The organism is Rothia sp. HMSC066G02, assembly GCF_001813145.1.
GTDB lineage: Bacteria > Actinomycetota > Actinomycetes > Actinomycetales > Micrococcaceae > Rothia.
Window position 1 is genome coordinate 1 of the sequence record NZ_KV811595.1, and the last position, 19,039, is coordinate 19,039.

General features: G+C 58.1%; 15 protein-coding genes. 10 read left to right on the top strand and 5 right to left on the bottom strand.

Annotated elements, in window-relative coordinates; genetic code table 11:
- Positions 1 to 201 (top strand): IS3 family transposase (locus HMPREF2894_RS05860; protein WP_141754532.1); only part of this gene is annotated, 201 nt, incomplete at its 5' end.
- Between the two features lie 81 nt (positions 202 to 282).
- On the opposite strand, the gene HMPREF2894_RS05865 is transcribed toward HMPREF2894_RS05860, so the two are convergent.
- The 3 genes from HMPREF2894_RS05865 to HMPREF2894_RS05875 all read right to left on the bottom strand — a co-directional run bounded on the left by HMPREF2894_RS05865 (position 283) and on the right by HMPREF2894_RS05875 (position 3,191).
- Positions 283 to 861 (bottom strand): excalibur calcium-binding domain-containing protein, encoded by a 579-nt coding sequence (locus HMPREF2894_RS05865; protein WP_083309912.1) that lies wholly within the window; start codon positions 859 to 861, stop codon positions 283 to 285.
- 269 nt (positions 862 to 1,130) lie between these two features.
- A complete protein-coding gene (locus tag HMPREF2894_RS05870; protein WP_049343015.1) occupies positions 1,131 to 1,871 on the bottom strand; it encodes a DsbA family oxidoreductase in 741 nt (246 codons plus the stop codon).
- Positions 1,872 to 2,063: 192 nt separating this feature from the next.
- A complete protein-coding gene (locus tag HMPREF2894_RS05875) occupies positions 2,064 to 3,191 on the bottom strand; it encodes a polysaccharide deacetylase family protein (protein ID WP_070678218.1) in 1,128 nt (375 codons plus the stop codon).
- Between the two features lie 177 nt (positions 3,192 to 3,368).
- Here HMPREF2894_RS05875 and HMPREF2894_RS05880 point away from each other — a divergent pair, with 177 nt between their 5' ends.
- The 5 genes from HMPREF2894_RS05880 to nrdF all read left to right on the top strand — a co-directional run bounded on the left by HMPREF2894_RS05880 (position 3,369) and on the right by nrdF (position 9,361).
- On the top strand, positions 3,369 to 4,478 hold the full coding sequence (locus tag HMPREF2894_RS05880; protein ID WP_070678221.1) for an App1 family protein: 1,110 nt from the start codon (positions 3,369 to 3,371) through the stop codon (positions 4,476 to 4,478).
- Positions 4,479 to 5,253: 775 nt separating this feature from the next.
- A complete protein-coding gene (gene nrdH, locus HMPREF2894_RS05885) occupies positions 5,254 to 5,478 on the top strand; it encodes a glutaredoxin-like protein NrdH (RefSeq protein WP_005505794.1) in 225 nt (74 codons plus the stop codon).
- A gap of 74 nt (positions 5,479 to 5,552) precedes the next feature.
- The gene (gene nrdI / locus HMPREF2894_RS05890) at positions 5,553 to 6,083 is read left to right on the top strand and encodes a class Ib ribonucleoside-diphosphate reductase assembly flavoprotein NrdI (protein WP_049338466.1); all 531 of its coding nucleotides are present in this window, start codon (positions 5,553 to 5,555) and stop codon (positions 6,081 to 6,083) included.
- Entirely contained in the window at positions 6,056 to 8,236 is a 2,181-nt protein-coding gene (gene nrdE / locus HMPREF2894_RS05895; protein WP_049342044.1) for a class 1b ribonucleoside-diphosphate reductase subunit alpha, read from the top strand. Before nrdI ends, nrdE begins: the two co-directional genes overlap by 28 nt.
- A gap of 147 nt (positions 8,237 to 8,383) precedes the next feature.
- A complete protein-coding gene (nrdF, locus tag HMPREF2894_RS05900) occupies positions 8,384 to 9,361 on the top strand; it encodes a class 1b ribonucleoside-diphosphate reductase subunit beta (RefSeq protein ID WP_049338464.1) in 978 nt (325 codons plus the stop codon).
- Positions 9,362 to 9,617: 256 nt separating this feature from the next.
- On the opposite strand, the gene HMPREF2894_RS09040 is transcribed toward nrdF, so the two are convergent.
- Both HMPREF2894_RS09040 and HMPREF2894_RS05910 read right to left on the bottom strand, forming a co-directional pair.
- Positions 9,618 to 10,094 (bottom strand): hypothetical protein, encoded by a 477-nt coding sequence (locus HMPREF2894_RS09040; RefSeq protein WP_141749083.1) that lies wholly within the window; start codon positions 10,092 to 10,094, stop codon positions 9,618 to 9,620.
- Positions 10,095 to 10,107: 13 nt separating this feature from the next.
- Positions 10,108 to 10,422 carry a hypothetical protein gene (locus HMPREF2894_RS05910; RefSeq protein ID WP_070604370.1) on the bottom strand — a complete coding sequence of 105 codons (315 nt, stop codon included), beginning with the start codon at positions 10,420 to 10,422 and terminating at the stop codon, positions 10,108 to 10,110.
- Positions 10,423 to 11,008: 586 nt separating this feature from the next.
- Here HMPREF2894_RS05910 and HMPREF2894_RS05915 point away from each other — a divergent pair.
- The 4 genes from HMPREF2894_RS05915 (at position 11,009) to uvrA (ending at position 19,030) form a co-directional block, all read left to right on the top strand.
- Positions 11,009 to 12,058: a zinc-binding dehydrogenase gene (locus tag HMPREF2894_RS05915; RefSeq protein ID WP_070678224.1), complete on the top strand. Its 1,050-nt coding sequence runs from the start codon at positions 11,009 to 11,011 to the stop codon at positions 12,056 to 12,058.
- 231 nt (positions 12,059 to 12,289) lie between these two features.
- A complete protein-coding gene (locus HMPREF2894_RS05920; protein WP_049345552.1) occupies positions 12,290 to 14,002 on the top strand; it encodes a formate--tetrahydrofolate ligase in 1,713 nt (570 codons plus the stop codon).
- A gap of 1,224 nt (positions 14,003 to 15,226) precedes the next feature.
- Positions 15,227 to 16,000: an MBL fold metallo-hydrolase gene (locus HMPREF2894_RS05925; RefSeq protein WP_049358352.1), complete on the top strand. Its 774-nt coding sequence runs from the start codon at positions 15,227 to 15,229 to the stop codon at positions 15,998 to 16,000.
- A 141-nt stretch (positions 16,001 to 16,141) separates the two neighbouring features.
- Complete coding sequence (uvrA, locus tag HMPREF2894_RS05930; RefSeq protein ID WP_070678227.1) at positions 16,142 to 19,030, top strand: excinuclease ABC subunit UvrA; 2,889 nt, start codon at positions 16,142 to 16,144, stop codon at positions 19,028 to 19,030.
- The last annotated feature ends 9 nt before the right edge of the window (positions 19,031 to 19,039 follow it).

Below are 19,039 nucleotides of genomic sequence, written 5' to 3' on the forward strand. Positions count from 1 at the left end.
ATCGATAACGGTGCTACTGAGCAGGTTTTCGGTCACCTGAAGGATGAGTTTTTTCGTGGCCAAGACTGGCAGACCTTTGAGAGTTTCAAGGTTGACCTTGACGCCTATATTACGCATTGGAATACAGTAAGGCGTCAGGTGAAGCTTAGGGGCCTGACCCCGGTGGAGTACCGGGTTCAGGCCCTGCAGGAGGCCGTATAGGGGTTACTATTTATAGCGTCCAAGTTTCGGGGCGCAGTTCAAAATAGTGCGAGGGGGCTTCGCCATATCTGGGGTTGAAACTTAGTGCTTCTTCTTCGGCTCGCACGCCACGCCGTCACCATCAGAATCAAGACCGGGGCGGTAACCCGGCTCGCCACGATGCAACGGCGCCGCACCAGCTGCACGTACCGCATCACAATTCTTGTAATAAACACTCGACTGCGCCGGAGCCTGCTGCACCGGCTGCGCGGGAGCTTGCTGAGCGGGAGCCTCAGCCGCCGGAGCCTGCGCGGGTGCCTGCTGGACGGGCGCCTCCGTAGCTACCGGCGCCTGCTGAACAGGCTCAGCCTGTTGCGCGGGTGCCTCAGAAACTGGAGGTGCCGGAGCCTCCGCGGAAGGTGCCTCAGTAGCCGGCGCCTGCACGGGAGCCTCAGTCGTCGGAACCGGAGACGGGGTTACCGTCGGGGTAGGAGACTCCGAAGGAGACGCAGACGCACTCGGCGTCGGAGAAGAACTAGCAGTAGCCGAAGGGCTAGCAGAGGCAGACGTCGACGACGAGGCAGAAGGCGTCGACTCCGGAGTGCGAACAGACGAAGAGCAACCGGTCAGCAGCAGAGTACCCGCAAGAACACCAGCGGTCGCGGTGTGAATTTTCAACACAATATTCCTTTATAAAGTGAGTGGATAAGCGTGTTCACCGTAGAACACACACTCAAGTGTAAATGAAAACGGCCCCATTCGCAGGTAATATTAAGCCCCCTAAACATTTCTGACAAGGGAAGATGCAACCTGCAGGCATAACGAAGCCCCCTCGTGCCGGTTCACGCAAGAACCGGCACAAGGGGGCTTCGCTCTATTAAGGTTTCTGAATTAATTAGGGGTGCTAGGGGAGTAGCACCCCCTCCGGGACAGCTCTAGCCGGGCTGAGGCTAGGAGCAGTTGCCGTTCATATCGCAGGACGGACCCGCCTCCGCAGCATTGTTACCTGCCGCGTCACCAGCCGCGCCTGCCAGCGGGTTCAAAAACTCAACACGGTGAGTCTCCTCCCACACCTGACGCAGCGCCTGCACCAGCATCTTCGCAGGCTGCGCACCACTGACCGCCCACTTCGACTCAATCAAAAAGAACGGCACACCATTAATGCCCAGCTGGCGCGCCAACTGCTCATCAGCACGCACATCCGCCGCGTAACGGTCACTCTTCAACACCGCCTCAACCTCGGCAGTATCCAGGCCAATCTCAGAAGCAATATCCAGAATCGACTCGTGATCCTGCACCGAACGGCCCTGCGTAAAGTACGCCAGCTTAAACGCCTCCTCCGCCGCCGACGCCAAACCCTGCTCCGCCGCATAGTGAATCACACGGTGCGCATCAAACGTGTTACCGTAGCGTGCCTGACGCCAATTGAAATCCAAACCCACCTCGCGGGCACGCTCCGCCAACGACTCCTGGCTCGCAATCGCCTGCTCCAGCGACATCTGATACTTACCGGCAATCATCTCAGGCAACGAACCGGCAGGATGCTCCGTAGCCGACGGGTCCAGCTCAAAACTATGCCACACCACCTCAACCTCGTCACGGTGCTCAAACTCGGCGAGCGCCTGCTCCAGGTTACGCTTGCCCACGTAGCAGAAGGGGCACACAATATCGGACCAAATATCAATACGCATGTTATCTATTCCTCTCACACTCGGATGGGGCAACTGCCGCAACTGTACGCTCACCTAACACCCCGGTTGCCGCGCTTATTCCCCAGCGTTTATTCCCGCGTGTTTATTCTCGCCGGGTACGGCAAAGCCCCCTCGTACCGGTCCGTAGGGGAACCGGGTCAAGGGGGCTTAGCATACGCGAAATACGCGACCCTATCGGCGGGCAGCCGCCGGTGCGGTCGTGGCAGTAGCCGCGGGAGCAGTCGTAGCCGCAGGTGCGGCGGTAGCACGAGCCGGCGGAGCCGTAGTGGTTGCCGCCGGAGCGGTTGTAGCCTGCTGGCTTGCCGCTGCCTCATCCTCATAGCGGGTAGTCGGCGCCTGAGTCGGAGCCTCAGTAGTCGGCTCCTGGGTAGGGGCCGGTGCCTCCGTAGTCGCCTCGGGGGAGGGGGTGTTCTCCTCCGGGGTGGGGGTCGGCGAAGGAGCCGCCGCCTTAATCTCTTCCTCGGATGCGTCACCGTAGTAGTCACGAACCGTCACCGCAGTCAGGCCGCGGTCATCGAGCAGGCCCTTCACCTTATCCAGAATCGGGATGATCGTCTCGTAGTTCAGGTGACCCAGCACAATCTGCTGCGGCAACATGTAGCGGATACAACGCATGTAAATCACACGGGAGCTGGTCTTCGCCTCGTCGCCGGTAGTGCCGTTCCACATGACCGGGCGGGTAAAACCAATCTCACCGGCAGCCTTCAGCACCGCATCGTTGTAGCGGCCGTAGGGCGGGCGGAAGTACGGCTTCGACGAGACACCGAACATGCTCATAATCTCGTCTTCGTTACGCTGCAGCTCTTCCTTCACGCCCTCAGCATCCAGGGTGGTCAGGTCAGCGTGGCTGTAGGTGTGGTTCGCAACCTGAATCTGGCCGCTCTGAACCAGCGGGCGCAGCAACGACACATGCTCCTTAAAACCGGTGTAAGAAGCGTTAATGAAGAACGTCAGGCGAGTATTCGTACGCTTCGAGAACTCAGCGTAGCCGCGAATCGCCTCCGGGCTTGCGCCGTCATCAACAGTCCACGCAACATACTTGCCGTCACCAATGAGGGAGTTGCCGATGCCGGGCCATTCGCGCGGCTTATCAACCGGGTTGCCAGCAGCGGCAACCGTCGGCGAATTCGTGGGTGCGGGGCGAGTAGCAGTAGCAGAGGTCTCGCCGCCAGCCTGATACGGAGTGAAATTACCGCTGGTGCCGTCGTAGTCATTCGACTTCTTCGAGCAGGCAGCAATCAGCGGAAGCATAGCAGTGCCGAGCACAAAAAGTCGGCGGTTAGGCTGTGAGTGGGTCATACTCTCCAGGATAACGCCCCCACCTGCAAGGAACGAATCTGAACAGCGAATACACCCTAAATAATGTGCACATCACACCCCGCGCTCAGCACCACAGTATTAATAGGTATAAAAACTAGGTATAAGAACACAAAATCCTAAAGCCGCAAGCCGGTAACGCTCCGCTACACTAGTGGGATGGAGAATTTGGGCACTCACGAACTGCGCAACCTTGTGAACGATGCTGCCGACGAGGCTGTCAACATCGGCTACCGTGTTGCAGACCGGCTGCACAGGTGGCGCGAAAAGCGTGCCATCGCCGCCGGTCGCGAGCCTATCCTGGTGCCCACCGAAGGCTACGGACGCGCCGCCTCCGAAGGAAACCCCGGCTGGGTCCGCGTCATCGCCCGCGCACTCTACAAGACGGTCAACCTCGAACGCCTGCTACAGGTCGTAGAAGGCACCCAAGACACCGCCAACCCCATGCGCGGCTGGCGCTCCTTCACCGCCACCGCAATGTCCGACGCGCCCGTCACCATCGTCATCGACGGCACCAAGTACGAGGCGTACACCGACCGCGGTGGCGTACTCGACGTCAAACTCAGCATCGACCTGGAACCCGGCATGCACGAAGTCATCATGTACGTGCCCGGCTCTCGCGCCGTAGCAACCAGCGTCTATATCGTTCCCGAAAGCCAGAAGCTCGGCGTCATCATGGACGTCGACGACACCGTCATGGTCACCATGCTGCCGCGTCCCCTCGTCGCCGCCTGGAACTCCTTCATCCTCGACGAGCACGCACGCATCCCCACCCCCGGCATGGCGGTCATGACCGACCGTATCCGCCGCAGCCACCCGGATGCGCCGTTCATGTACCTATCCACCGGCGCCTGGAACATCACCCCGACCCTGCGCCGCTTCCTCAGCCGCAACGGCTACCCGCGCGGCACGTTCCTGCTCACCGACTGGGGCCCCACCCCCGACCGCTGGTTCCGCTCCGGAACCAACCACAAGGTCGAGTCCCTGCGCCGCCTCGCCGAGGAATTCCCGCAGATGAAGTGGATTCTCGTCGGTGACGACGGGCAGCGCGACCCGTACATCTACAACGGCTTCGCGGTACGCTACCCGGACAACGTGGCGGCAATCGTCATCCGCAACCTGACCGTGGGGGAGACCATGCTCGCCTCCGGCCGAGTGTGGAGCGACTACCGTGCCGAACAGATGATGCGCTCGCCGCTGTGGATTGAAGCCACCGACGGCGTAACGCTGAGCAAGAAGCTGCGCGAGCTGGGCCTGATTGATTTCTAAGCGGTTACTGCTCGCCGGTTGCTAAAACCAGCGCTGATACCCAGTAAACCCACCGCAGATACCGCGAAATGCCGGTATATGCGGTGGGTTTTGGTGTTTCAGCGGAATTAACCAACTTAAACCCACGACACACCGGCTCACCAAAAAGAGTTAAAAATCTTTTCTACAGCCTTAATCACATAGCTTAAAGCCGCTCGAAGGGGGTTAACCTCCGCCTTTAAGAAAGTCCGTTCTGCTTTAAAACCGCGCCGTTCCGCGCAAGAACGGGCGAGAGTTAAGATCTCTTTAAAATCAAGCCCGAATCTGCCGGGTTTTATGCCCCCAAACGCATACATGAGGTTAACTGAACCTCAACTTGGCGGGCGAATGAACCCTTAAAAATCCTGACCAACTTAAACCCCACCTGTGGATAACCCGGCACACCCCGCGAAAATACGGCGAACTAGCCCCGCGGCAGGGTGTGGATAAGCTGTAGGCACCCCCTCTTAAGTGGGTTCAACTGTGGGTTTATCGAACGAAACACGACCCTCGCACCACATCATCTTGTGGTGCAGAAAAATCTCGACACTAGATGTAGTATTAATACTCGGTTCCACCACTACGGCACTTTTAGGCGCCCTGCCCCAGCGCAGGAAACCGCCACACCCCCACTAGGAGGGGGCAGCGGACGGCACAGCGCCCGCCGTAAACAATACGTGGTGAAACACCGACGAAACACGCCAGATTCATTCACGAGATAGCCCCGCCCGAGCGGGAGAAAGTAAGAGGCACTCCCATGGTAGTGACCGTGTACACCAAGCCCCAGTGCGTCCAGTGCAACATGACCTACCGCGCCCTCGACGCGAAGGGTATCAGCTACACCAAGGTTGATATCACCGAAGACGCTCAGGCCCTCGAAATGGTCAAGTCCCTCGGCTACATGCAGGCACCCGTCGTCATCGCAGGCGACGAGCACTGGTCCGGCTTCCAGCCCGACAAGATCAACGCTCTGGCAGCGTAACAACCCTGCCGAAACCCGTACAAACGGAAAATCGGCACGGAACCACACCGGCACACGAGAATAAGGAGTACAGATTGAGTACCGCCCTCACGCCCAACCCCGTCGACGAGCACGCAGAAATCCGCAAGATCCTTCTGGATGCACGCAACGCCTCCGAGGGTCGAGCGACCGAGGTCGGACTGGACGATACGGCGCCACTCATCGTGTACTTCTCCTCTATCTCCGGTAACACCCACAAGTTCGTGGAGAAGATCCGTGCCCGCCGCCTCCGCCTGCCGCTGCGCACCGGCGAAGACACCCTCATTCTTGATGAGCCGTTCGTGCTCATCGTCCCCACCTACGGCAAGCCTGAAGGCGCCGGTAACGTTCCCCCGCAGGTGGTTAAATTCCTGAACGTGGAGCAGAATCGCCACCACATGCTCGGTGTGATTGGCTCCGGCAACACCAACTTTGGTCCGCTCTTCGGTATCGCGGCAGACATTGTCGCCAAGAAGTGCGATGTGCCCGTGCTCTTCAAATTTGAGCTCATGGGCACCGATTCAGATGTAGAAAAAGTCAACGAAGGATTGGAAGCATTTTGGACGCAAAACTGCCCTCAGCACTAGAAACTCTCGGTGCGAGCCACAACGGCAAGAGCGTGCCCGAGAAGTTCAAGGGTATGAGCTACCACGAGCTGAACGCACTGCTGAACCTCTACGATGAGAACGGCCAGATTCAGTTCGATGCAGACCGCCAGGCGGCACGACAGTACTTCCTGCAGCACGTCAACAACAACACCGTCTTCTTCCACGACCTGGAAGAGAAGATTGAGTACCTGATTGAGAACCAGTACTACGAGCCGGAACTCTTCGACAAGTACAACTTCCAGTTCATCAAGAACCTGTTCAAGCGCGCCTACGCCGTGAAGTTCCGCTTCCCGACCTTCCTGGGTGCCTTCAAGTTCTACACCTCCTACGCGCTCAAGACCTTCGACGGTCAGCGCTACCTGGAGCGTTTCGAAGACCGCGTCTGCATGGTCGCACTGCTGCTGGCAGAAGGCAACGAGAAGCTCGCCGAAGACATCGTCGACGAGATCATCTCCGGCCGTTTCCAGCCGGCAACCCCGACCTTCCTCAACGCAGGTAAGAAGCAGCGCGGCGAGCTCGTCTCCTGCTTCCTGCTGCGCATGGAAGACAACATGGAGTCCATCGGCCGCTCCATCAACTCTGCACTGCAGCTCTCCAAGCGCGGCGGCGGCGTGGCATTCGCCCTGACCAACCTGCGCGAGTCCGGTGCGCCCATTAAGAAGATTGAGAACCAGTCCTCGGGCGTTATCCCCGTCATGAAGCTGCTGGAAGACGCCTTCTCCTACGCAAACCAGCTCGGCGCACGTCAGGGTGCCGGTGCCGTGTACCTGCACGCACACCACCCCGACATCTACGCCTTCCTGGACACCAAGCGTGAGAACGCTGACGAGAAGATCCGCATCAAGACCCTCTCCCTGGGCGTTGTCATCCCCGACATCACCTTCGAGCTGGCGAAGAAGAACGAGGACATGTACCTCTTCTCCCCGTACGATGTGGAACGCATCTACGGCGTGCCCTTCTCCGACATCAACGTCTCCGAGAAGTACTACGAAATGGTCGACGATGCACGCATCACCAAGACCAAGATCAACGCGCGTGAGTTCTTCCAGACCATCGCAGAGATCCAGTTCGAGTCCGGCTACCCGTACGTGATGTTCGAAGACACCGTCAACCGCGCGAACCCCATCGCCGGTAAGGTCATCATGTCCAACCTGTGCTCCGAGATCCTGCAGGTTTCTGAGCCGTCCACCTACCACGCTGACCTCGGCTACGAGACCGTCGGTAAGGACATCTCCTGCAACCTCGGTTCGCTGAACATTGCACTGACCATGGACGGCGACGACTTCGGCAAGACCGTGGAAACCGCGATTCGTTCGCTGACCTCCGTCTCCGACCAGTCCGACATCCGCTCCGTACCCTCCATCGAGCGCGGCAACAACATGAGCCACGCCGTGGGTCTGGGCCAGATGAACCTGCACGGCTACCTGGCACGCGAGCACGTCTACTACGGTTCCGAAGAAGCACTAGACTTCACCAACATGTACTTCTACACCGTTGCCTACCACGCAATCCGCGCCTCCATGCAGATTGCTAAGGAACGCGGCCAGCGTTTCGAGGGCTTCGAGAACTCGAAGTACGCATCCGGTGAGTTCTTCGCAAAGTACATTGAGAAGGAATGGGCGCCGCAGACCGAGCGTACCCGCGAACTGTTCGCTAAGCACCACATCCCCACCCGTGAAGAGTGGATTCAGCTGGCTGCTGACGTGGCACAGTACGGCATGTACAACCAGAACCTGCAGGCTGTTCCGCCGACCGGCTCCATCTCCTACATCAACGGTTCGACCTCTTCGATTCACCCGATCGCTTCGAAGATTGAGATCCGCAAGGAAGGCAAGCTCGGCCGCGTCTACTACCCGGCACCGTACATGACCAACGAGAACCTGGAGTACTACCAGGACTCCTACGAAATTGGTTACGAGAAGATCATCGACACCTACGCTGTTGCAACCCAGCACGTGGACCAGGGCCTGTCGCTGACCCTCTTCTTCCGCGATACCGCAACCACCCGCGATATCAACCGCGCCCAGATTTACGCATGGCGTAAGGGCATCAAGACCATCTACTACATCCGTCTGCGTCAGATGGCTCTTGAAGGCACCGAGGTTGAAGGCTGCGTATCCTGCATGCTCTAGCCCGAATGCTGTGACGCATTCAGCCTGAGCTGGCACACTATAACTAAAGACTGGAAGGGGCGGTTACGGTGAACACGCAAACCGCCTGCGCGACTGGCTGGGCGCGCGTGGGACCGTAACCGCCCCTTAAGAATCGGAGAATTACTAATGAGCGAAAAGGTGAAGCTCGTCGACCACGTGGTTGAGGCTATCAACTGGAACCGTATTGAGGACGAGAAGGACCTTGAGGTTTGGGATCGTCTGACCGGTAACTTTTGGCTGCCGGAAAAGGTGCCGCTGAGCAACGACGTGCCCTCCTGGAAGACCCTGACCGAAGAAGAGAAGCAGCTGACCATGCGCGTCTTCACCGGTCTGACCCTGCTGGACACCATCCAGGGTACCGTCGGTGCAGTGTCCCTGCTGCCGGACGCTGTGACCGCGCACGAAGAGGCAGTGTACACCAACATTGCGTTCATGGAGTCCGTGCACGCAAAGTCGTACTCCTCGATCTTCTCGACCCTCGCCTCCACCAAGGAGATTGACGAGGCATTCCGCTGGGCTTCTGAGAATGAGCACCTGCAGAAGAAGGCGAAGATCGTTCTGTCCTACTACACCGGTGACGACCCGCTGAAGAAGAAGGTTGCCTCCACCCTACTGGAGTCCTTCCTGTTCTACTCGGGCTTCTACCTGCCTATGTACTGGTCTTCGCACGCGAAGCTGACCAACACCGCTGACCTGATTCGTCTGATTATTCGTGACGAGGCAGTGCACGGCTACTACATTGGCTACAAGTTCCAGCAAGGCCTGGCGAAGGAGTCCGCTGAGCGTCAGGCAGAGCTGAAGGAGTACACCTTCAACCTGCTGTACGAACTGTACGAGAACGAGGTGGCGTACACCCACTCCCTGTACGACGGTGTGGGTTGGAGTGAGGACGTTAAGAAGTTCCTGCACTACAACGCTAACAAGGCTCTGATGAACCTGGGCTACGAGCCGATGTTCCCGGCGTCCGTGACTAACGTGTCCCCGGCGATTCTGTCGGCGCTGTCCCCGAACGCTGATGAGAACCACGACTTCTTCTCCGGTTCCGGCTCTTCCTACGTCATTGGTAAGGCCGTGAACACTGAGGACGAGGACTGGGACTTCTAATAATCTCTTATAACAAGGGTGTCAGGTGAACATTTCAGATGTTATCTGACACCCTTGTTGGTTCTCCTCTCCGGGGAGGACAAACCATGAAAATTAGCCTATTTAGCGTGACAATAAGTATATGTGATGCTAAATCTTGGATTCAGACTTTGAATAACGAGTTGATAATTCAATGGCTGACTACGGTATAGCATAAAGGGGCCCCGTCACTATTAATAATGATAGAAACGGGCCCCCTTTATTTAAGCGTATTTAGTTATCTAATAGACTTTGGCTTCCACCTAAGTCCTTCCTCGGAAAGAGCAACGTCCACGATTCGCGCAGCCTTATCATAAGCATCAGCAGCATCGATAATAACTTCTCCAGGAAGAGAACCATATCTAGCATCGATTGAGGCGCGGTGTAATTGGTTATATGCCAACGCCTCTGACGGATATAGAGCTTGGATAACTTGATTTTGACCAATACCGCGACCGCTATTATGCCGTCCACTGTGGTGGGTAGCATATCTTGAATCTTGAACAAGACCAGGCATATGGACAAGGCGCATAATCTCTTCGTTGCTCTTGTCTAAGATTGGATCAGTTAGTATTGCAAACCGCATCGCATGGTATGCAGCATAAAAAGCACAAATCTGCGCAACAACTTGGTCGCTAACCTTGTACTTATTAGCTTTCCGCAGAAAGATATTTGCTTTATGACGGTGTTCTTGCAAATTAGGCTGGCTGTTCATATATAAGTAAGCCTTATGCCATCGCGTAGGTTTTACTCTTGGAGCTATGGTTTGAAGCAGCAAATACTGGTGAGTCAGCTACGAAAAATCGCAAGTCAAGCATAGTCTCACCAATATAGAGGGGTACAATCTCGTCGATGTACTTTTGGAAAATCTTTTCCATGGCCTCGTTAGATTGTTCCCACAAAGCAACATAGATGACAGCCTGCTCCAATGCAGGGGTATATTCGACAAAGAGTTTTTGAAGGTTTTCCTTACCGAAATAATCAACGCAGAGCTCACCGAGAGTAGTGACAAGTGCTTCGGATTCCGAGAGTTTGTCGGTCATCTAGCCGGTCTCCTTTCTTGGTATCTCAACGTCACTCCACACACTATGCTGTACTCTCCGAACTAACTTTCAGTGTTCGAGTTCCGTTGTCTCTTAGTAACTGTAACCTACCATAGGCTTACCTTGAGTCATCTCAGGTTACACCACCGAGACCCGATAATCCTCATTTTATTGCCGAGATTACTTTTATGTCCTACCCCTGGCAGGCAGACTTATAGCTTAACATGCACGATACGACTACCCTCTTCAACAACTACATGGAACGGGGATTCTAGTCTGAGGCATACTCAGCTTTAGCTCTGCTGTGGTTGCTAAACGTTGAGGCATCTTAACGTTGCGACCCCGTGTTTTCTGGATGGATACCCATCTGGAAGGTGCGGGGGGGGGGGCGCCGTTTAACCGGGTGCGGAAGCGGGGGAGAGGCCGCGGAGAAGCAGGGGAGTGGGAGCAGTTTTTCTGGTTCCTTTCTGGTTCCGACTGTCGGAATTTTTACCTTCACCCCGTAGCATAAAAAATTATTGATATATCGGGGTGTGGGGCGTACTCTGATACGACTAACCATCAACGCAGATTTGAAAGGAACATCATGCGTTCAGTTGTTATGGAAGCCCCCGGCAAGGTCGTCGTCAACGAAGTTGAGAAGCCGACCCTGCTCGAACCCACCGACGCCATCATCAAGCTCGCAGCATCCTGCATCTGCGGCTCCGACCTGTGGCCCTACCGCGGCGCAGACGCAAAGCCCGTCGACCACCGCGCAATGGGCCACGAATACATCGGCGAGGTCGTCGAGGTCGGCTCCGAGGTCACCACCGTAGCCCCCGGCGACTTCGTCGTAGGCTCCTTCTGCATCTCCTGCGGCGAATGCGAAACCTGCACCGCAGGCTACCCCTCCCGCTGCCTCAAGGCAATCGCGGCAGGCGACACTTACATCGGCATGCGCTCCAACGGCACCCAGGCAGAATACGCCCGCGTACCCTTCGCAGATGGCACCCTCGTCAAGACCCCCGCTGCACCCACCGCAGAGCAGATTCCGCACCTGATGGCGGCATCCGACGTGCTCGGCACCGGCTGGTACGCAGCAGACGCAGCGCAGGCAGGCCCCGGCAAGACCATCGTCGTTGTTGGCGACGGCGCAGTCGGCCTGAGCGCAGTCATCGGCGCTAAGCAGCTCGGCGCGGAGAAGATCATCATCATGTCCCGCAACCCCGAACGTCAGGCGCTCGCTAAGGCATTCGGCGCAGCCCACATCGTGGAAGAGCGCGGCGAAGAGGTCATCGCCAAGGTCATGGAGCTCACCGACGGCGTGGGCGCACACGGCGTCGCGGAGGCTGTTGGCACCCAGCAGTCCTTCGACCAGGCACTCGGCTGCGTACGCCACGGCGGCTACATCGGCTTCGTGGGCGTACCGCACGACAGCTCCATCGGCACCGATGCGCTCTTCGGCAAGCAGGTTCACCTGGAGGGCGGCCCCGCCCCCGTGCGCAAGTACCTGCCGACCCTCATCGACCTGATTTACAAGGGCGAAATTGAGCCCGGTAAGGTCTTCGACCTGGTCCTGCCCATCGACGAGGCAGCTAAGGGCTACGAGGCAATGGACCAGCGCACCGCCACCAAGGTGCTGCTGACCATGCCGTAATAGCCGCTCGTATCGCCGGTTCTTGTGCCTTCTTGTATCGGCAACCCGGCGTGTATGCGCTACTAATCCCCGCACCGATCCTGCCGCTCCACGTGAGCGTAGGGTGCCGGTTGCGGGGATTAGTGCATTAAAAATTGGGTTTATTTGCCACCTTTCGGCGAGGTGAGGGACAAATGAGTGAGCCAAGGCATAGAATAAAAGAGCATGATTCGTACAACTCGAAGGATGACAATGACGAAGAAGCCTTTCCCTTCCGACCTCGAAATCGCACTTGCCGCCGATCTTTGGCCTATTAATAAGATCGCAGCAGACAACGGCATCAGCGAAGATCGCCTTGAACCCTACGGCAAGTATGTCGCTAAGGTCCTCCTCGACGAAACCACCAACGCAGAGACCGCCCGCAAGCGCGGCTCCAAGTACATCGTGGTTACCGCAGTCACCCCCACCCCGCTCGGTGAAGGTAAGACCGCAACCTCCGTATCCCTCGCACAGGGCTTCGCGCAGACCGGCCGCAAGGCAATCCTGGCTCTGCGTCAGCCCGCAATGGGCCCGACCTTCGGCATCAAGGGCGGCGCAGCAGGCGGCGGCTACTCTCAGATTGTTCCCATGGAGAAGCTGAACCTGCACCTGACCGGCGACTTCCACGCCGTCACCGCAGCACACAACCTGCTTGCCGCCATGATTGACAACCACCTGCACCACGGCAACGAGCTGCGCATCGACCCGCGCGCAATCGAGTGGCGCCGCGTTATCGACATGAACGACCGCTCCCTGCGCAACATCGTCGTGGGCCTGGGCGAACGCATGGACGGCGTGACCCGCCAGACCGGTTTCGACATCACCAGCGCCTCCGAAATCATGGTGATTCTCTCGCTGGCAACCTCCTTCAAGGACCTGCGTGAGCGCCTGGCAAAGATTGTTATCGGCCTGAACTACGACGGCGAGCCCGTCACCGCGGCCGACCTGAAGGCTGACGGCGCAATGTCCGTCATCCTGGCGGACGCAATCAACCCGAACCTGCTGCAGACCCTGGAGCACACCCCCGCCCTGATTCATGCGGGCCCCTTCGGCAACATCGCAACCGGTAACTCTTCGGTTGTGGCTGACTACGTTGGTCTGGAGTACTCCGACTACGTCATTACCGAGGCTGGCTTCGGCGCCGACATGGGTGCCGAGCGTTTCTTCAACGTCAAGTGCCGCGTCTCCGGTCTGAAGCCGGACGCCGCAGTGCTCGTCGTAACCGTGCGCTCCCTGAAGTCCCACTCCGGCCTGTACAAGATTGTTCCGGGCAAGCCCCTGCCCGAGGGCATGCTGCAGGAAAGCCCCTCCGACGTGGAGAAGGGCGCAGAGAACCTGAAGAAGCACATCGAGATTGTGCGCAACTTCGGTGTTCAGCCGGTCGTGGCAATCAACGCCTTCCCGACCGACTTCGAGTCCGAGCACGAAACCATCCGCCGTATCGCAGAGGAAGCTGGCGCTCGCGTCGCTATCCACCGCGGTGTGGCTGAGGGCGGTAAGGGCACCACCGACCTGGCAGACGTGGTTGCTGAGGCATGTGACGACGTTTCGGACCTGAAGTACACCTACGATCTTGAGGACTCCATCGAGACCAAGATCGAGAAGGTTGCGACCAAGGTCTACGGCGCGGACGGCATCTCTATCGCTCCCGCTGCCGCTAAGCAGCTGAAGCGTTTTGCTGAGCTGGGCTACTCGCACCTGCCCGTGGTTATCGCGAAGACCCACTTGTCCATCTCTTCGGATGCAACTCTGAAGGGCGCGCCGACCGGCTGGACCCTGCCCGTGCGCGAGGTTCGCCTGGCTGCAGGTGCTGGCTACGTCTACGCTATCTGCGGCACCATGCGCACCATGCCGGGCCTGAGCAAGAGCCCCGCAGCTGAGCGCATCGGCTTCGACGAGAATGGCGTGATGGTCGGCCTGTCCTAAGGCTTGCCCTAATGCGGCTGTTCCAGCTGATTTATAGCTAGTGGAGGCGGCGCTCCTTCCCCACAGCGGGGGAGAGGCGCCGCCTTTGCTGTGCCCTATGGTGCTCTCTGTAGTGATTATAAGGGGAAGTAGAGTACCTGAAAACGGGGGAGTGAAGGATCCTGAAACCCCTAGTGGAGGGGTCTCTCAACCTTTCATTGAGGCTTCTAGTGCGCCTGTTTTGAGGGTGGAATTGGTACTTGCTGGTTAATAATTGGGCTCTATTTGTGCTTGAAGGTCAGGTTTTATTAAACAATCTATAGAGGTTGATTTTTTAGTGACACGCTGTCTTGCATTTTGTGAAAATACAGCATTGACTAGGTATTTTTCTTTTTGAAAGGGGTTTTAATGGGTGCACTCGGTGAACCTGAAGATGGGGCTGATGTTATTGTTTTGTAATAAAACCTCTACTTTAGGGGGTACCTACAGGGGTAAAACAGACCAATTGATTTTGCCCCCGCGCGAATAATTGTGCAGATTTTGAACGGTGAGCAGTACATTTTTTCCCGCTTATGAAGTTGCAAGTACTTGAAGATACTTTCACCTTAACCCTCTACTTCCGCAGAATACCGGGCTAAAACTGGGTATTGAACCTTTGGGATTGCCGAGTGTGGAGCTTAAGTTAAAGGTGCACTGAAGTGCCAAAAGAGGGAAATTCTAAAATTATTTTGAGTGAAATAAGTCACGCTAAAACTCGAAAAAAATGAAATTGGTACGTATGGATACCCTAAAAAACACCCGTTTTTATTACAGAATGATTACAATGAGGCGCGGGTCACTAAATCCGGCTCTCCGTACCAAATTGGGTGGTAAAACAGCCCCCAAAAAGTTCGCTACTATTGAGTCATCAAGTAATCATGAGATTTCCAAAGTCCTCGGGTTGCTTGTGTTTGAGTGAGTGATAGATACCCCTGGGTGTCATGAGAAGCGACTGTGTATCGATGCGCAGTCGCTTCTCTGTTTAACTTTTGAATTTCAGTGGAACCTCAGCCAGACGGGATCCAGCCGGAACCTAATCCGCGCTGAACCCAATCCGTACCGAGCATGCTCCAGAATCTGTTCCCTGTGCATCCCGCACACATGCAACCCGTACATGTATCCCGCGCGTTCAACGCCGAATGCGCTGATAGGGGAGCGAACCGCATAGGCGCATGCTGTGCGGTCACAACCCCCTACACTGGAACTATGACTACTTACCCCGAACCCACCCTCATCTTTGAGAACCCCGAACTGACCGTCCGTGCGTTCAGCGTCTCCGAGATGGACAATAGCGTCTACCTCATCACCATGCGCGCCACCGGAGAGCAGGTGCTCATCGACCCTGCAGACGACGCAGAAGAACTCTACGCATTCACTCTCGATGCGCTCCTGAACGACTGCCCGCAGCTCGAACTGGCAGATGGTGAAGAACGCCGCGTGCGCGTCATGGAGAAGGAAGAGGACTTCAACTCCATCAGGCCCCGTGCGATCGGTCTGACCGGCATTCTGGTTACCCACGGCCACTGGGACCACATCCGCGCTATTAAGGAGCTCGATCACCTCACCGGTGCCGTGACCTCCGCGGGTGCAGCTGACGCTGCTGAGATTAAGGAACTGGAAGACTACACCGTCGAAGAGGAGCTGACCGGCGGCGAAAGCTTCGACTTCTACCTCTCTGACACCGTCATCCGCGCCCTGCACGTGCCCGGCCACACCCCCGGATCCATCGTCTACACCCTCGAAACCACCTGGGAAGACGGCACTCCCGCAACCCTGCTGTTCACCGGCGACGCTCTCTTCCCCGGCGGCGTGGGCAAGACCGACTCCCCGCAGCAGTTCGGCGAGCTCTTCTCCAACGTGCTCGAAAAGCTCTTCGGCGGCTTTGAAGACGACGCCATCGTACTGCCCGGCCATGGCCGCTCCACCACCCTCGGCGACGAGCGCCCCCACCTGGAAGAGTGGGGAACCCGTGGCTGGTAAACCGCGCCTGACGAATTGCGCCTCCTAGTCCGCCTCATATAAGTACTGCACCCTCATGCCTTCACCGGCCGCATAATCCCACCGGTGAAAGGTATGAGGGTGTAGAATTTAAGTTCGAAGATTAAGACGAAAGGATTTTCGATGACACCCCGCCCGGCACACGGAAGCACCGCACTCAAAGCGAACGACCTGACCAGCATCCGGGTTCAGGGTGCCCGCGAAAACAACCTCAAGAACGTAGACCTGACCATCCCGCGCGATGCGATGGTCGTCTTCACCGGCCTCTCCGGTTCCGGTAAGTCCTCCCTCGCCTTCGATACCATCTTTGCGGAAGGTCAGCGCCGCTACGTTGAGTCGCTGTCCTCCTATGCGCGTATGTTCCTGGGCCAGGTCGACAAGCCCGACGTAGACTTCATCGAAGGCCTCTCGCCGGCGGTGTCCATCGACCAGAAGTCCACCTCCAAAAACCCGCGCTCGACCGTCGGTACTATCACCGAAATCTACGACTACATGCGTCTGCTCTGGGCGCGCATCGGCCACCCGCACTGCCCCGAATGCGGCGAAGAAATCACCCAGCAGACCCCGCAGCAGATCGTGGACATTCTGCAGGAGTACCCCGAACGCACCCGCCTGCAGATCCTCGCGCCCGTCGTCAGCGCACGTAAGGGCGAGTTCGTTGACCTCTTCAAGGACCTGCTGACCCAGGGCTATTCGCGCGCCCGCGTGGACGGTGAAACCGTGCAGCTCTCCGATCCGCCCAAGCTCACTAAGCAGTACAAGCACACCATCGAGGTGGTCGTCGACCGCATCGTCATTAAGGACGGTATTCACCAGCGCCTGACCGACTCCATCGAAACCGCGCTCAAGCTCGCCGACGGCCGCGTGCTCATCGATTTCGTGGACCGCGAGCAGGACGACCCCGAACGCACCCGCTCTTTCAGCGAACACCTCGCCTGCCCCAACAACCACCCGCTGCAGATCGACACCATCGAGCCGCGCGCCTTCTCCTTCAACTCGCCGTTCGGCGCGTGTAGCGCCTGTGACGGCATCGGCTCGCGCCTGGAAGTAGACACCGAACTGCTCGTGCCCAACCCCGACCTGACCCTCGGCGAGGGCGCTATCGCCCCCTGGTCACAGGGCAAAGCAACCACCGAATACTGGCTGCGCCTGCTCGCAGGCCTGGGGGAGGAACTCGGCTTCGACCTGGACACCCCCTTCAAGGACCTGCCCGCCAAGACCCGCGCCGCGATCCTGGACGGCAAGGACTACAAGGTTGAGGTGTCCTACCGCAACCGATTCGGCCGCGAACGCCGCTACACCTCCGGATTCGAAGGCGTGAAGGCGTACATCAAGCGCAAGCACGAAGAAACCGAATCGGACTTTGCCCGCGACCGCTACGAACAGTACATGCGCCAGGTCGCCTGCCCCTCCTGCGGCGGCGCGCGCCTGAACCCGACCATCCTCGGCGTGAAGGTCGGAGGCCAGTCCATCGCAGACATCACCGACCTGTCCCTGGCTGACGCGCTCGCTTTCGTGCGCGGACTGCAGCTCAGCGCCCGCGAAGCCAAGATTGGCGAGCAGGTCCTCAAAGAAATTGACGCGCGCCTGCAGTTCCTGCTGGACGTTGGCCTGGATTATCTGACCCTCTCACGCTCCGCCGGTACGCTCTCCGGCGGTGAGGCGCAGCGCATCCGCCTCGCAACCCAGATTGGTTCGGGCCTGGTCGGCGTGCTCTACGTGCTCGACGAGCCCTCCATCGGCCTGCACCAGCGCGATAACCGCCGCCTCATTGAAACCCTGACCAAGCTGCGCGACATGGGCAACACGCTTATCGTGGTTGAGCACGACGAAGACACCATGCGCGAAGCCGACTGGATCGTGGACGTAGGACCCGGTGCCGGCGAGCACGGCGGCGAAATCGTGCACTCCGGCAGCTTTGAGGAGCTGCTGAAGAACACCAAGTCCATTACCGGCGACTACATGGCTGGCCGCCGCAGCATTGAGGTGCCCGCATCCCGCCGCCCCGTGGACAAGAAGCGCCAGCTGACCGTGCGCGGCGCCCGCGAAAACAACCTCAAGAACGTGACTGTGTCCTTCCCGCTGGGCGTATTCACGGCGGTGACCGGTGTGTCCGGCTCGGGTAAATCCACCCTCGTCAACGACATTCTGTACACCTCCCTGGCGAACAAGCTCAACGGCGCCAAGCAGGTACCCGGCCGCCACAAGAGCATCGACGGCCTGGAACACCTGGACAAGGTCATTCACGTGGACCAGTCGCCCATCGGCCGCACCCCGCGTTCGAACCCCGCCACCTACACCGGCGTGTTCGACCACATCCGCAAGCTGTTCGCAGAGACCAGCGAAGCGAAAATGCGCGGCTACACCCCCGGCCGATTCTCCTTCAACGTCAAGGGTGGCCGCTGCGAGGACTGCTCCGGCGACGGCACCCTGAAGATTGAAATGAACTTCCTGCCGGACGTGTACGTACCCTGCGAAACCTGCCACGGCAAGCGCTACAACCGCGAAACCCTCGAAGTGCACTACAAGGGCAAGACCATCGCCGACGTACTCGAAATGCCCGTGGAAGAAGCCGCAGAGTTCTTCGCCGCATTCACCCCGATTGCGCGCCACCTGAACACCCTCGTGGACGTGGGCCTGGGCTACATTCGCCTGGGTCAGCCCGCAACCACCCTCTCCGGCGGTGAAGCGCAGCGCGTGAAGCTTGCAACCGAACTGCAGAAACGCTCCAACGGCCGCTCCATCTACGTGCTGGACGAGCCGACCACCGGCCTGCACTTTGAGGACATCCGCAAGTTGCTCGCCGTGCTGCAATCGCTGGTTGACAAGGGCAATAGCGTCATCACCATCGAGCACAACCTAGACGTGGTCAAGTGCGCCGACTGGATCATCGACATGGGCCCCGAAGGCGGTAGCGGCGGCGGCACCGTCATCGCCGAAGGCACCCCGGAACAGGTGGCTCAGGTGAAGGGCTCGCACACCGGCGCGTTCCTTGCTGAGATCCTGAGCTAGCCGAGAGCT

Excerpts from the sequence above, each read along its gene's own strand:
- HMPREF2894_RS05870 (WP_049343015.1), bottom strand. The coding sequence starts at position 1,871 with ATGCGTATTGATATTTGGTCCGATATTGTGTGCCCCTTCTGCTACGTG.
- HMPREF2894_RS05875 (WP_070678218.1), bottom strand. The coding sequence starts at position 3,191 with ATGACCCACTCACAGCCTAACCGCCGACTTTTTGTGCTCGGCACTGCT.
- HMPREF2894_RS05880 (WP_070678221.1), top strand. The coding sequence starts at position 3,369 with ATGGAGAATTTGGGCACTCACGAACTGCGCAACCTTGTGAACGATGCT.
- nrdH (WP_005505794.1), top strand. The coding sequence starts at position 5,254 with ATGGTAGTGACCGTGTACACCAAGCCCCAGTGCGTCCAGTGCAACATG.
- nrdF (WP_049338464.1), top strand. The coding sequence starts at position 8,384 with ATGAGCGAAAAGGTGAAGCTCGTCGACCACGTGGTTGAGGCTATCAAC.
- HMPREF2894_RS09040 (WP_141749083.1), bottom strand. The coding sequence starts at position 10,094 with ATGAACAGCCAGCCTAATTTGCAAGAACACCGTCATAAAGCAAATATC.
- HMPREF2894_RS05910 (WP_070604370.1), bottom strand. The coding sequence starts at position 10,422 with ATGACCGACAAACTCTCGGAATCCGAAGCACTTGTCACTACTCTCGGT.
- HMPREF2894_RS05915 (WP_070678224.1), top strand. The coding sequence starts at position 11,009 with ATGCGTTCAGTTGTTATGGAAGCCCCCGGCAAGGTCGTCGTCAACGAA.
- HMPREF2894_RS05920 (WP_049345552.1), top strand. The coding sequence starts at position 12,290 with ATGACGAAGAAGCCTTTCCCTTCCGACCTCGAAATCGCACTTGCCGCC.
- HMPREF2894_RS05925 (WP_049358352.1), top strand. The coding sequence starts at position 15,227 with ATGACTACTTACCCCGAACCCACCCTCATCTTTGAGAACCCCGAACTG.
- uvrA (WP_070678227.1), top strand. The coding sequence starts at position 16,142 with ATGACACCCCGCCCGGCACACGGAAGCACCGCACTCAAAGCGAACGAC.